We start from the raw sequence: 12834 nt of genomic DNA, 5'->3' as shown, positions 1-12834 counted from the left end.
CGCTCGCCCGACGGATTCTGGCGACGGATTTCGGCGCCTGTTGTTGTTCACAATGCTGCGGCGGATTGGCGCGGGGCGATGGGGCCGTGTTATATGTCCGCGAACTACGTGTTCGCGGTTGCCCGCCGCGATCAGGCGTTGCATGACGCGTGTCCGAACGACGCGCGCTGCCCCATGGACCCCGGGGGTGTTACGAGTTGGGGTCCACGGACTTGAGTTTGGCCTGAAAGGCGGAGTGGACGATGCCGAGTGGTGAGCAGAATATCGAAGGTGGGTCGTTCGACCGGTCGTCGCCCATCGTCATTCTGCGCAATCAGAATCTGCCCGATCCCAGGCTGCAGGGCCTGCTCATGGGCGGGCCGGGGGATGAGACTCAGGACGAAGGTCTTGAGTTCATGCAGTACCTGCACATCATCCAGAAGCACTGGATGGTGATCCTGGCGGCCGTCGCCGTCGCCATCGGCATCGGCATCGCGGTCACCCTGATGACCCAGCGGGTTTATGAGGCCGGAGTCACGGTCCAGATCGACAAGGAAGCCGCCCAGGTCGTCGACGTCCAGAACCTCGAGCCGGCGGACCAGGGGTCCTATGACGAGTTCTTCCAGACCCAGTACGGCCTGATCAAGAGCGAGTCGCTGGCCTCCCGGGTCGTCGACAAGCTGGGCCTGGTCAACGAACCGGCCACGCTGCATCTGCTGGGCCTCGACAGCTCGCAAAAGGGCGGCGGCACGCTGACCTTCACCCAGAAGCGCGAGGCGCTGATCACCTATCTGCTGGGCAATCTCAACGTCGCGCCGGTGCAGCGCTCGCGGCTGGTGCGGATCACCTTCGACAGCCCCGACCGGCAGTTCTCGGCCCGCATCGCCAACGCCTTCGCCGACAACTTCATCGCCTCGAACCTGGATCGCCGGTTCGACGCCTCGGCCTATGCCCGCAAATTCCTCGAGGAGCGGCTGGCGGAAACCAAGGCCCGGCTTGAGCAGAGCGAACGCGACCTGGTCGGCTATGCCCGCCAGCAGCAGATCATCAACGTGCCCGCCGGCGGCGGCACGGGCGGGGCCGCGTCCGGCAGCAGTTCCTCGGGCGGTTCGCCTTCCGGCACCAGCGGCAGCGAATCCCTGACCGCCACCAGCCTGGTCGCCCTCAACTCGGCCCTGTCGACCGCGCGGGCCGAACGCATCATGGCCGAACAGCGCTGGCGCCAGTCCCAGGCGACCGGCGGGGCCGGCACGCTGGATCCGCAGCAGAACCTCAACATCCAGCAGCTGACCCTGACCAAGGCCAACCTGCAGGCCGAGTACCAGGACAAGCTTTCGCGGTTCAAGCCGGACTTCCCCGACATGATCCAGCTGAAGAACCGCATCGACGGCATCCAGGCCCAGATCGACGGCATCAACGCCAATTCGCGCAGTTCCAGCGAACAGGCGCTCAAGGCCCAGTACGACGTCGCCCTGCGCCAGGAGCGGTCGCTGGAGGCCCAGGTCAATCAGATGAAGGGCTCGGTCCTGGACCTGCGCGACCGCAGCATCCAGTACGACATCTACCAGCGCGAGGTGGACACCAACCGCACCCTCTATGACGGCCTGCTGCAACGCTACAAGGAGATCGGTGTCGCCGGGGGCCTGGCCAACAACAACGTCTCGATCATCGACCACGCCAAGCCGCCGCGCTTCGCCACCAAGCCGTCGCTGCGCAAGAACCTGGTGACCTCGGCCCTGCTGGGCCTGATCCTGGGCATCGGCCTGGCCTTCCTGATCGAGATGATGGACGAGTCGATCCGCTCGGTTCAGGACGTCGAGCGCAAGCTGGGCCTGCCGCTACTGGGCTCCATTCCCAAGCTGGAGAAGGGGACGACGCCGGCCGAGGCCATCGCCGACCTCAGATCACCCTTCGCCGAGGCCTACTACTCGGTGCAGACGGCGCTGCAGTTCTCCACCGAACAGGGCATCCCCCGAAGTCTGGCCGTGCTCAGCGCGCGGCCGTCGGAAGGCAAGACCACCAGCGCCACCGCCATCGCCCGCAACCTGGCGCGGCTGGGCACCCGGGTGCTGCTGATCGACTCCGACCTGCGCAATCCCTCGCTCCACCGGGTGATGGGCGTGGAAAACAGCGCGGGCCTCTCCAATTATCTGAGCAGCAATGCGGGCCTGGAGCACTTCGTCAAGGAGTCGACCCAGCCCAACCTCTACCTGATGCCCTCCGGCCCGCTGCCGCCCAACCCGGCCCAACTGCTCGCCGGCGCGCGGCTGCTCGAACTGCTCAAGGACGCCGGCTCGGTGTTCGATATCGTGGTCTTCGACGCCCCGCCGATCATGGGCCTGGCCGATGCGCCGCTGCTGGCCTCGCGGGTCGGCGGCGTGGTGCTGGTGGTCGAATCCGGCCGCACCGGCCGCAAGGTGGTCAAGGCCGCCATCCGCCGCCTGAAGATGGGCAACGCCCGCATCCTGGGCGTGCTGCTCACCAAGTTCGATCTGCGGGTCAGCGGCTACGGCTATGGCTACGGATATGGCTACAGCTACAACTACGACTACTCCTACGGGACCAAGCCGGCCATCGAGGACGGCAAGCGCTCCAAGTCCGCCGGCCGCTAGGGTCGGCGGGTCTTGAGCCAGCGCGGGTCGAAGTCTCTCTGGCTGCTTGCCGGCCTGGCCGTCGGCGCCCTGGTCCTGGCCGCCGCCATCCTGAGCCAGATTCCGGCCGCCCTGCTCAGCCGACAGGCGGACGGAGGCGACAGCCAGGCCCGCGATCTGGCCCGGCTGGGGGCCGAGCGGCTGCGCGCCGCCGATGTCCGGCTTGCGGAGGTCGAGGGCCTGGCCAAGGCGGCGCTGAACAAGGCCCCGGTGGAATCCCGCGGCGCCAGCCTGCTGGCTCAGGTCCGCTTCCGGCAGGGCCGGCGCAACGACGGCGACGCCCTGATGCGGGTGGCGACTCAGCTCAGCCACCGCGACGACGACGCCGACCGCTGGGCCTATGTCCAGGCCCTGGAGACGCGGCGGTATCCGGAGGCCTTCACCCATCTCGACGCGCTGCTGCGGCGGCAGACCAGCGCCCGCAAGCCGCTGGTGCGGACCATCTTCCCCTATCTGGGCGACCCGGCGGCGCTCAAGCCGCTGCTGGCGCGGCTGGCCAGGGGACCCAGCTGGCGGGTCGCCTTCTTCGAGCTGCTGACCGACGAGGCGCCCGATCCGTCCGCCGCCTTCCCGATTCTCGCCGCCCTCAAGTCCAGCGATCATCCGCCGACCCGCGGGGAGCAGTCGCAACTGCTGCGGCGGCTGGTCGCCGGCGGCCGCTACGAACAGGCCTATCTGTCCTGGACCCTGCTGATGACCCCCGAGGAACTGGCCCGGCAGGGCAATCTGCAGGACGGCGGCTTCGACGGCTGGACCTCGACCCCGCCCTTCGGCTGGAACTTCGATTCCGAACAGGGCGGCGGCGGCGCCATCGCCAAGCTGGGAGCCGGCAAGGGTTCGGCCCTGCATGTCACCTATGATGGGGGCCGGGACCAATGGCTGGTCCGCCAGCTCCTGGTCCTGCCGCCCGGCGACTACCGCCTGACCGGCCGCTTCCGCACCCGCGCCGGCGGGCGCACCGAGTGGCGCATCGTCTGCCAGGGGCCGGCGCCGGTGGTGACCCAGGTTCCGATCGGCGACAGCGGCGACCAGTGGCGCAGCTTCTCGGCCAGCTTCACGGTCCCGGCCGCCGGATGCCCGGGCCAGTCGCTGGTCCTGCAGGGCCTGCCCGCCCGGCTGGACGTCCCCATCGAGGCCTGGTTCGACGACATCGCCGTGGTGAACGCTCATGCGGGCTAGTCCGCCGTCCAGCCTGCTGATCTCGATCCTGACCGGCGTCGTGCTGGCGGGCTGCCTGGTGTTCGGCGGGGCCAGCCGCCAGAACGCCTTCCAGGTCATCGGGCTGGAACTGCTCAGCCTGCCGCTGCTGTTCTGCGCGCTCTGGCGCCATGCCGCCCTGGGCAGCTGGGGCGAGATTCGCGGGCCGGGGCTGATCGTGCTGGCGATCGTCGGCATCGTGCTGTTGCAGCTGGTTCCGCTGCCGCCGGCGATCTGGAACCATCTGCCCGGCCACGCCCCCGCCGCCGAGGCCCTGCGCCTGGCGGGACTGGACAGGGCCTGGCGGCCCTACAGCCTGACGCCCGAGGTCACCGCCCGCTATGGCCTGGCCCTGCTGCCGCCCATCGCCGTCTTCCTGGGGGCCGGCCAGATGCACAGCCGCCAGCGGCTCTGGCTCAGCCTGCTGATCCCGCTGGCCGCCGCCATCAGCCTGGGCGTGGGCGTCGCCCAGCTGCTCGGCGACCCCGAGGGTCCGCTGTATTTCTACGCCAACACCAACCGCGACTCCGCCGTCGGCCTGTTCGCCAACCGCAACCACCAGGCCGCCCTGCTGGTCGCCTGCCTGCCGTTCGCCGCCCTCTGGCTGCGACCCTCCGAGCAGAGCCGGGGCCGCCCGCCGATCGGGCCGCTGCTGGTCATGGCCCTGTTCGGCATCGTCATCATTGGCCTGATCGTGCTGAGATCGCGGGCCGGGGTGCTGCTGCTGGTTCCCAGCCTGCTGGCCAGCCTGGCCCTGACCTGGCGCGGCGGCCTGGCCTTCAACCGCTGGATGGCCGCGGGCCTGGGCGCCATCGTCGTGGGCGCCATTGTCCTCGGCCTGCTGGTCGGGTTCGGCCCGCTCAAGCAGCGTTTCGAGACCAAAGGCGAGGGGCGGGCGGTCTCGGCCCCCATCGCCGCCGGCGCCGCCTGGGCGCTGCAGCCGCTGGGCGGCGGGCTGGGCTCGTTCCGCAACATCTATGCGGGGGCCGAGACCAACGAGACCATGTTCGAGAGCTACTGGCTGCACGTGCATGACGACTATCTCGAGCTCTGGCTCGAGGCCGGCTGGCTGGCCCTGGCCACGCTTCTGGGGTTCCTGGTCTGGTGGAGCCGGGCCGCCGTATCGGCCTGGCGGGGGCCGCCCGACCTGCCGGGCAGCCTGGCCCGGGCGGCCAGCGTCGCCAGCGGCCTTTTGCTGATCCATTCGGCGGTCGACTATCCGCTGCGCACCCTGGCCATGGCCTGCGTCTTCGCCTTCGCCTGCGGGGTCATGGTCCGCCGGTCCAGCCCGGCGGAAGCGCGCGGCGCGGCGGCCATCGGTTCGGGGCCATCCCGTCGGGCCATCGGCGCCGGGGGCTAGAAGGCGACGGACGCTCCCAGCCCACGCGCCTGGGCCTGGCGATAGAGGAACCAGCCGCTGGCCAGGTCCTGCACGACGATGCCCAGCGACTTGTAGACGGTGACATCGGCCTCGCTCAGCCGGCCGGGCAGGTCGCCGGCCATGACCTGGCCGATCTCACCCAGCAGATGAGTCTCGCCCACTCGTCCCGAGGCCAGGGCGTGGAGCCACTCGCCGCCCTGCCGGCGCACCGATTCGGCGTGATCGGCGAACAGGCGGGCCCGGGCCACCAGATCGTCGTCGGCTTCGCGCGGACCGGCCCGGGCTGAGCCGACAAGGTTCACATGCGCGCCCTCGTCAACCCAGGCGCCTTCGAGGATCGGTTCGCTCGCCCCGCTGACCGCGCAGATCAGGTCGGCGCCCTCCACCGCCTCCCGCGCCGTGGCGCAGACCCGGAAGGGGAGGGGCAGGCGGGCGCCCATCCGCCCGGCGAAGGCGGCGGCGCGCTCGGCCGACCGGCCCCAGACCCGCACCTCGCTCAACGGGCGCACCCTGGCCAGCGCCTCGGCATGGCGCTCGGCCTGTTCGCCATAGCCCAGCAGGGCCAGGACATGGGCGTCGGGGCGGGCCAGGACGTCGGTCGCCGCGGCGCTGGCGGCGGCGGTGCGGATGGCGGTGACCTCGCCGGCCTGGATCACCGCGACCGGGGCGCCGCTCTCACGGTCGAACAGGGCGATGACGCCCTGGTGCGAGGGCATGGCGCGGTCGAAATTGCGCGGGAAGACGCTGATCAGCTTGGCGCCGAAGGTGTCCTCGGCGGCGCCGGGCATGACCCCGAACTGGTCGCCGTCGCCCATGTCGATGATCTGGCGCAGGGTCTGCCGGGTGCGGCCGGCCGAAAGGGCGATCATCGCCTCGCGCATCAGCGGAATGCAGGCCTCGTAGGTCAGGATCTGGCGGACCGTCGCGCCGTCGATGACCAGCAGGCTCATCAGCCGCCCCAGACGTCACGGGCGAAACGCAGGAAGTTACCGCCCAATATCTTGTCGATCCGCGCCTGCGAGTGGCCACGCGCCGAAAGCAGGCCCGCCAGTTTCTCGAACTGCCCCACCCCGCGCAGATCGGCCACGAAGGGATAGGTGTCGGCCCGCTCGCCGGTCGCCCCGATCCCCGCCGCCGCCCGGTCGGCAACCTCGCGTTCGAGATGCGCCTGGTAGGCCTTCAGGTCGTCGATGCCGGTGATGTCACCGTCGGTGCCCAGCCCGACATGATCCTCGCCGCAGACGTTCAGGGCGTGCTCGATATGGGCCACGACGTCGCCCGCGGTCGGATGACCGTCCCGGGCGAGGAACGGCATGAAATAGAGTCCGACAAAGCCGCCGCCCTGCGCCACCCCGCGCAGTTCCGCGTCGGTCTTGTTGCGGGGCAGGTCGCAGAGGGCGCGGCAACCGGTGTGGTTGATCGAGATCGGCGCGCGCGAGGCGGCGATGGCGTCCAGGCAGGTCCGCTCGCCGCTGTGGGAGAGGTCGACCATGACCCTGGCGGCGTTCAGCCCCTCGACGACTTGGTGGCCAAGCGGGGTGAGGCCACGGTTTTCCGGCGCCATGGCGCCATCGCCCAGCAGGTTGGCCGGGTTGTAGGTCAGCTGGATGACCCGCAGGCCCTTGTCGGCGAACTCGGCGATCCGCTCCAGATGCTCGCCGATCTGCACCGCGTTCTGGAAGCCGTAGATGACGCCGGTCCGGCCCTGGTCATGAGCCGCCTGGATGTCGGCCGCGCTGCGCACCGGGACCAGGGCCCGCGGGTGGGCGGCCAGCACCGCGTCCCAGGCGGCGATGGATTTCAGGCTGGTCTCGTAGGGATCCTCGGGGCCGGCGACATAGTCGAGGGTGACGTTGACCGCGGCGATCCCCGCCGTCCTGAGGTCGCTCAGGGCCCTGGCGTCGATGTCCATGTCGCGCGGCACGGTCTTGTCGCCGGGCGGCCGGGCCAGGGCGAGGTTGGGGTTCTCGATGCCGCCCAGGGCGTTGATGATCATCCCGCGCTCCTTCGCCCACCCCAGGCCCGGCGTCGCCAGGGCCAGCCCCGTCGCCAGCAGCCCCCGCCGGTTCATTCCGCGTCCTTGGTCTCGGCCTTGCTCACCGGCCGGTAGTCCTTGCGCCAGAAGAGGACGCCGCGCTTGACGGTCAGGCGCACGGTGCGGAAGGCCCGCACGTCCTGGCTGGGATCGGCGGTCAGGAAGACCAGGTTGGCCAGCTTGCCCGGCGTGATGGTTCCCATCTCGGCCTCGCGGCCCACGGCCTTGGCGCCGTTCAGGGTGGCGGCCTTGAGGACGTCCAGCGGCTTGAGGCCGGCGGTGTCCTGCAAGTACTGCATCTCATCCTGCAGGGCCGGCCAGGGGCTGGTCCCGGGCGAGAAACCGTCGGTGCCGACGGTGATGATGACGTCGGCCCGGTAAGCCTGGTTGGTCAGCCGCGCGGCCAGGGGCGCGCTGCAATAGGGCTTGGGACGCGACGGATCGGCGGCGCTCATCCGCGCCAGTTCCTCATAGACCCAGAGGGTGGCGTCCAGGACCTGGTCCTTGGCCTTCATGGTCTCGAAGAGCCCGGCCATCGTCGGATCGTCGCCTGCCGCCAGCCGCTCCTCCTGGACATTGGGCCGGCGATGATAGGCGAGCGGCATCTTGTCCGAGACCTGATAGGCCAGCATGCAGACATGCGAGACGCCATCGACGCCGGCCGCCAACACCTCGGCGGGCGAGGCGGGGAAGACGGCGGCATGGGCCCAGACCTTCAGGCCCTGGCGGTGGGCCTCGGCGGTGATCGCCGCCACCCGCTCGGCCGACAGGTCGGCGTAGATCTTGATCGCCGTGGCGCCGGTCCCCTTGGCCTCGGCCACGGCCTGGCGCAGGTCGGTGTCGGCGTCCACCGCCCGCATCCACGGGGTCTTGCCCGGTGTCTCGCCGGCAGTGACGGCCTGGGTGCGCGGGTCCTCGAAGAACTCCGGCCCGGCAAACAGGGCGGCGTAGTAGATGTCGGGCCCGGGAATCTCGCCGACCCGGGCGGCGCGGGCGAGATCGGCGACCTGGCGCAGGTCGTCGGCCATGTCGCGCTCGGCGGTGATCCCGCCATAGAGATCGCGCCGCAGCATGGCCTCGGCGTAGCGGCGCATCGGGGGCGTAGCCAGGTGCACATGGGTGTTGATCAGGCCGGGCGTGACGAAGGCGCCCTTCATGTCGACGACCTTGGCGCCGGCGGCCTGAACCTGGCCGACAGGGCCGACCGCCTCGATCCGCTCGCCGCGCACCAGGATGGCCATGCCGGGCTGGGGCGGGCTGGCGTCGCCGTTTACCAGGGTGAGGTTGGCGAACAGGGTCGCGGGCTCGCCATCGGCCTGGGCGGCCAGCGGGGTGATGGCCAGCAGGGCCAGCATGAGCAGGGCGGGGAGGAGTCGCATCCGGGCCAGACTTGGCCAAAGCGGCTCCGATTGCAAAGCCGGAAGGGCCGTTAACGGCGTTGCAAAAGCTTTCATTCAGCATGCTGGCCAAGATCGGCCGTAGAAGGCGCTCCCGATTGTCTAACGCGACCCTCAAGTTCGCCCTGCTGGCCGCGGCCTGCGCCAGCCTCACGGCTTGCGCCACGCCCCAGCCCCGGCTGGCGACGCGCCTACCCGACGCACGCCCACCGAGCGGTCGGGTTCCCGGCACCATGAAGCCCTATCAGGTGAAGGGGGTCTGGTACACGCCGCGCGAACAGCCCAACTACGACGAGATCGGCATCGCCTCCTGGTACGGCGACCAGTTCCACAACCGCCAGACCTCCGACGGCGAGATCTTCGACATGTGGATCCCCTCGGCGGCCCATAAGACCCTGCCGATCCCCTGCATCGTCTCGGTGACCAACCTGGACAACGGCAAGACCATCAAGGTGCGGGTCAATGACCGCGGCCCCTTCGTCAGCGGCCGCATCATCGATCTGTCGCGGGCCGCCGCCGACGAGCTGGGTTTCCTGCAGCGCGGCACCGCCCGGGTGCGGGTGCGCTATATCGGCCCGGCCGGCGACCGTCCGGACCGGCAGCTGGGCCTGACCCTGACCGCCGCCAAGCCGTCGAGCGGCAGCGGGCGCTGGAAGGTGCAGGCCGCCGCCTTCACCAGCCGCGACAACGCCGAGCGGGCCAAACGCCAGCTGGGCGAGCTGGGCAAGTCCGATATCGACGAGATCGGCCGCGATGGCGATACCCTCTACCGCGTCACCGTGGGCGGGGCCCGCGACGAAGCCGCCGCCGACGCCCTGCGCGATCAGGTGGCGCGGCTGGGCTATCCCGGCGCCAAGGTGCTCAAGCCCTAAAGCCACTACTGGACTTTCGCGCCGAACCGTCCGAATGGGTCGGCGTGTCCCAGGGCTATTTCATCACCTTCGAAGGCGGCGAGGGCAGCGGCAAGTCCACCCAGATTCGCCGCCTGGCCGAGCGCTTGACCGCGTCCAGTGGCCGCGAGGTCGTGCTGACCCGCGAACCGGGCGGCACGCCGGGCGGCGAGGAGATCCGCGCCCTGATCCTCAATGGCGCGGTCGACCGCTGGTCGCCGGTCAGCGAGGCGCTGCTGATGTCCGCCGCCCGCCGCGACCATCTGGAGCGGGTGATCCGGCCGGCCCTGGCGCGGGGCGCGGTGGTGCTGTGCGACCGCTTCGCCGACTCCACCCGCGCCTATCAGGGGCAGGGCGGGGCGGTCGACGCCGAATTCATCGCCGCCCTGGAACGCCATGTGGTCGAAGATACCCGGCCCCATCTCACCCTGATCCTCGACCTGCCGGTGGCCGAAGGCCTGGCCCGGGCCGGCGCGCGGGCGGGCGGCGAAGAGCGGTTCGAATCCAAGGGCCAGGCGTTTCACGAGCGGCTGCGCGCGGCCTATCTGGCCATCGCCAAGGCTGAGCCGGAGCGCTGCCAGGTGATCGACGCCGCCCAGTCCCAGGACGCCGTGGCCGCCGCCATCGAAGCGGCCCTGGCCGAACGGCTGGGGCTTTGACGATGGAAGCCGCCCCCCATCCCCGCGACGTCTTTGAGCTCAACGGCCTGGAGCGCCAGGAAGAGGCCGTGCAGGAGGCCCTGGACCGCGGCCGCATGCACCACGCCTGGCTGCTGACCGGCCCCGAGGGCGTGGGCAAGGCCAGCTTCGCCTTCCGCGTCGCCCGCCGGCTGCTGGGCGCCCGGCCCGCCCCGGAATACGGCCTCCTTGGCTCGTCGCCCAACGATCCGGTCTCGCGCCAGGTCTCGGCCCGCTCGCACCCCGACCTGCTGGTGCTGGAACGGCTGGGAGAAGACGGCAAACAGCGCAAGGTCATCCCGGTCGACGAGGCCCGCCGCTTGCCGGAGTTCTTCGCCAACACCCCGGCGACCTCACCCTATCGGGTGGCGATCATCGACGCGGCCGACGACCTGAACGTCAATTCGGCCAACGCCGTGCTCAAGACGCTGGAAGAGCCTCCCGAGCGTGGCGTGCTGCTGCTGGTCAGCCATTCTCCGGGCAAGCTGCTGCCGACCATCCGCTCGCGCTGCCGGCGGCTGGTCTTCACCGCGCCCAGCGAGGAACTGGCGGTCAATCTCGTGCGCCTGCGGGCCGATGTCGACGCCGCCGACGCCCAGCGGCTGGTGCATATGGCCAAGGGCGCGCCGGGCCTGGCCCTGCGGCTGGCGGGGGCCGGGGCGCTGGCCATCGACGACGCGGCCGAGGAGATCCTGCGGGGTTTGGCCAAGCCCGACGAGGCGGCGCTGCTGGCCCTGGCCGACGGCTTCCGGGGCGGGGAGGGGGCCCAGCGGTTCGAACTGCTGCTGAACCGCCTGGCCGACCGTATCCATGAGATGGCCCTGACCCAGGCCGCCGCCGGCCTGGCCGAGGGACTGGACCGCTGGGCCCAGGCCTGGGCGATGATCAGCCAGCTGCCGGGCGAGGCCGAGGGGCTGAACCTGGACCGCGCCGACGCCTTCTGGACGGTGATGCGCGAGCTGCGCGCGGCGGCCGCCTGAAGATGCTGATCGACAGCCACGTCAACCTGCACGCCCCGCAGTTCGCCGACGACCAGGCCCAGGTCATCGAGCGGGCCCGTGCCGCCGGGGTCGGGCTGATGCTGACCATCTGCGACAAGGTCTCGTCCTTCGAGGCCGTCCATGCGGTCGCCGTGGCCCATGACGACATCTGGTGCACAGTCGGCACCCATCCGCACGAAGCCAAGGAAAATCCGGACCTTACGGCGCAAGACCTCATCCAGCTTACCGAGCGGCCCAAGGTGGTCGGCATCGGCGAGTGCGGCCTGGACTTCCACTACGACCTCAGCCCGCGCGACGAACAGGCCAGGGTGTTCCGCGCCCATGTCGAGGCCGCCCGCGCGACCGGCCTGCCGCTGGTCGTCCATACCCGCGAGGCCGACCAGGTGATGGCCCAGATCCTCGAGGAAGAGCACGCCAAGGGCGCCTTCCGGATCCTGATGCATTGCTACACCAGCGGCGCCGAACTGGCTGGCCGGATGGCGGCGCTTGGGGCCTGGTTCTCTGTCTCGGGCATCGCGACCTTCAAGGCGGCCGGCGATGTGCGGGCCATCATCGCCGACATGCCCGCCGACCGGATCATGGTCGAGACCGACTGCCCCTATCTGGCGCCCGTTCCGATGCGCGGGCGTCGCAACGAGCCGGCCTATCTGCCGCACATCGTCGCCAAGCTGGCCGAGATCCGCGACTGGAGCCTGGCCGAGGCCGAAGCGCGGACCAGCAACGCCTTCTTCGACCTCTTCGATCGGATACCCCGGCCGTGAGTGGGACGCTGGAGGTCACCGTGCTGGGCTGCGGCTCCTCCGGCGGCGTGCCCCGGGCGGACGGCAATTGGGGCGACTGCGATCCCGCCGAGCCGAAGAACCGCCGCCGCCGCTGCTCCCTGCTCCTGCGCCGGCTGGGGGAGGGCGCCCAGACCACGGTGATCGTCGACACCTCCCCCGACTTTCGCGAGCAGGCCATCGCCGCCGGCATCAAGCGGCTGGACCACATTCTCTTCACCCACGACCACGCCGACCAGACCCATGGCATTGATGATGTAAGGGCCTTTTTCCTCAATCAACGCAGCAAGATACCGGCGCATATGGATGCGGCTACGGAACTCAGTCTGTCGCGCAAGTTCGGCTATATCTTCGAGGCGGAAGGCGGCTATCCGGCCATCTGCGAGCGGCGGCGGCTGACGGCGGGCCAGATGGTGGTCCTCGACGGGCCTTCAGGCGCCATTGCGGCCCAACCGTTCGACGTGCGGCATGGCGCCATCCACTCGCTGGGATTCCGCTTTGGTCCCGTCGCCTACATTCCGGACGTCGACGACCTGCAGGCCAGCGCGCTCAAAACCCTGGCCGGCGTCGAGGTGCTGATTGTCGATGCGCTGCGCCACACGCCGCATCCGACCCATGCGCACCTGGCCCGGACCCTGGAATGGATTGCCGCGATCCAGCCGGGACGAGCGATCCTGACCAACATGCACATCGACATGGATTACAGGCGCTTGCTGGAAAGTCTTCCGATGGGCGTCACGCCGGCCTTCGACGGCATGAGGCTTGAGCTCGATATCTAGCTATTATTTCCGATAATATTCCTTAGGCGAAGAACGTATCCCGCCAATGGGGGCGTCCCCCGTCCTGA

Annotated in this window: 11 protein-coding genes; 8 read left to right on the top strand and 3 right to left on the bottom strand. The window is 70.0% G+C overall.

The features are described 5' to 3' along the window. The first annotated feature begins 242 nt into the window (after positions 1 to 242). From QO010_RS04355 to QO010_RS04345, 3 genes are read left to right on the top strand one after another with little or no spacing between them, the layout of a single operon-like run. The gene (locus QO010_RS04355) at positions 243 to 2591 is read left to right on the top strand and encodes a GumC family protein (protein WP_307346433.1); all 2349 of its coding nucleotides are present in this window, start codon (positions 243 to 245) and stop codon (positions 2589 to 2591) included. A gap of 12 nt (positions 2592 to 2603) precedes the next feature. Then, a complete protein-coding gene (locus QO010_RS04350; RefSeq protein WP_307346431.1) occupies positions 2604 to 3809 on the top strand; it encodes a hypothetical protein in 1206 nt (401 codons plus the stop codon). Next, positions 3799 to 5187, top strand: coding sequence for an O-antigen ligase family protein (locus QO010_RS04345; RefSeq protein ID WP_307346429.1), 1389 nt, complete (start codon positions 3799 to 3801; stop codon positions 5185 to 5187). The genes QO010_RS04350 and QO010_RS04345 overlap by 11 nt, the downstream gene beginning before the upstream one ends. On the opposite strand, the gene QO010_RS04340 is transcribed toward QO010_RS04345, so the two are convergent. Genes QO010_RS04340 through QO010_RS04330 form a run of 3 tightly spaced genes read right to left on the bottom strand, consistent with a single transcriptional unit; the run spans position 5184 to position 8622 of the window. Further along, positions 5184 to 6158, bottom strand: coding sequence for an ornithine cyclodeaminase family protein (locus tag QO010_RS04340; protein ID WP_307346426.1), 975 nt, complete (start codon positions 6156 to 6158; stop codon positions 5184 to 5186). The two genes, QO010_RS04345 and QO010_RS04340, sit on opposite strands and share 4 nt — an antisense overlap. Continuing rightward, complete coding sequence (locus QO010_RS04335) at positions 6158 to 7279, bottom strand: dipeptidase (RefSeq protein WP_307346424.1); 1122 nt, start codon at positions 7277 to 7279, stop codon at positions 6158 to 6160. Before QO010_RS04335 ends, QO010_RS04340 begins: the two co-directional genes overlap by 1 nt. Continuing rightward, a complete protein-coding gene (locus QO010_RS04330) occupies positions 7276 to 8622 on the bottom strand; it encodes an amidohydrolase family protein (protein WP_307346422.1) in 1347 nt (448 codons plus the stop codon). The genes QO010_RS04335 and QO010_RS04330 overlap by 4 nt, the downstream gene beginning before the upstream one ends. Before the next feature lie 116 nt (positions 8623 to 8738). Between QO010_RS04330 and QO010_RS04325 the strand changes: the two genes are divergently transcribed. Genes QO010_RS04325 through QO010_RS04305 form a run of 5 tightly spaced genes read left to right on the top strand, consistent with a single transcriptional unit; the run spans position 8739 to position 12766 of the window. After that, the gene (locus QO010_RS04325; RefSeq protein ID WP_307346419.1) at positions 8739 to 9512 is read left to right on the top strand and encodes a septal ring lytic transglycosylase RlpA family protein; all 774 of its coding nucleotides are present in this window, start codon (positions 8739 to 8741) and stop codon (positions 9510 to 9512) included. Between the two features lie 44 nt (positions 9513 to 9556). Then, complete coding sequence (gene tmk, locus QO010_RS04320; RefSeq protein ID WP_307346416.1) at positions 9557 to 10189, top strand: dTMP kinase; 633 nt, start codon at positions 9557 to 9559, stop codon at positions 10187 to 10189. A 2-nt stretch (positions 10190 to 10191) separates the two neighbouring features. Continuing rightward, positions 10192 to 11187: a DNA polymerase III subunit delta' gene (locus QO010_RS04315; RefSeq protein ID WP_307346413.1), complete on the top strand. Its 996-nt coding sequence runs from the start codon at positions 10192 to 10194 to the stop codon at positions 11185 to 11187. 2 nt (positions 11188 to 11189) lie between these two features. Beyond that, positions 11190 to 11969, top strand: a complete 780-nt coding sequence (locus QO010_RS04310) for a TatD family hydrolase (protein WP_307346410.1) — start codon at positions 11190 to 11192, stop codon at positions 11967 to 11969. Next, positions 11966 to 12766, top strand: a complete 801-nt coding sequence (locus tag QO010_RS04305; protein ID WP_307346407.1) for an MBL fold metallo-hydrolase — start codon at positions 11966 to 11968, stop codon at positions 12764 to 12766. The genes QO010_RS04310 and QO010_RS04305 overlap by 4 nt, the downstream gene beginning before the upstream one ends. The last annotated feature ends 68 nt before the right edge of the window (positions 12767 to 12834 follow it).

It is taken from the genome of Caulobacter ginsengisoli (assembly GCF_030814835.1).
Classification (GTDB): Bacteria; Pseudomonadota; Alphaproteobacteria; order Caulobacterales; family Caulobacteraceae; genus Caulobacter; species Caulobacter ginsengisoli.
Note: the sequence above shows the minus strand (reverse complement) of the source record. Positions and strands in the feature narration are given on the sequence as shown.

Coding starts and splice junctions, on each gene's coding strand:
- QO010_RS04355 (WP_307346433.1), top strand. CDS start 243: ATGCCGAGTGGTGAGCAGAATATCGAAGGTGGGTCGTTCGACCGGTCG.
- QO010_RS04345 (WP_307346429.1), top strand. CDS start 3,799: ATGCGGGCTAGTCCGCCGTCCAGCCTGCTGATCTCGATCCTGACCGGC.
- QO010_RS04340 (WP_307346426.1), bottom strand. CDS start 6,158: ATGAGCCTGCTGGTCATCGACGGCGCGACGGTCCGCCAGATCCTGACC.
- QO010_RS04335 (WP_307346424.1), bottom strand. CDS start 7,279: ATGAACCGGCGGGGGCTGCTGGCGACGGGGCTGGCCCTGGCGACGCCG.
- QO010_RS04330 (WP_307346422.1), bottom strand. CDS start 8,622: ATGCGACTCCTCCCCGCCCTGCTCATGCTGGCCCTGCTGGCCATCACC.
- QO010_RS04315 (WP_307346413.1), top strand. CDS start 10,192: ATGGAAGCCGCCCCCCATCCCCGCGACGTCTTTGAGCTCAACGGCCTG.
- QO010_RS04310 (WP_307346410.1), top strand. CDS start 11,190: ATGCTGATCGACAGCCACGTCAACCTGCACGCCCCGCAGTTCGCCGAC.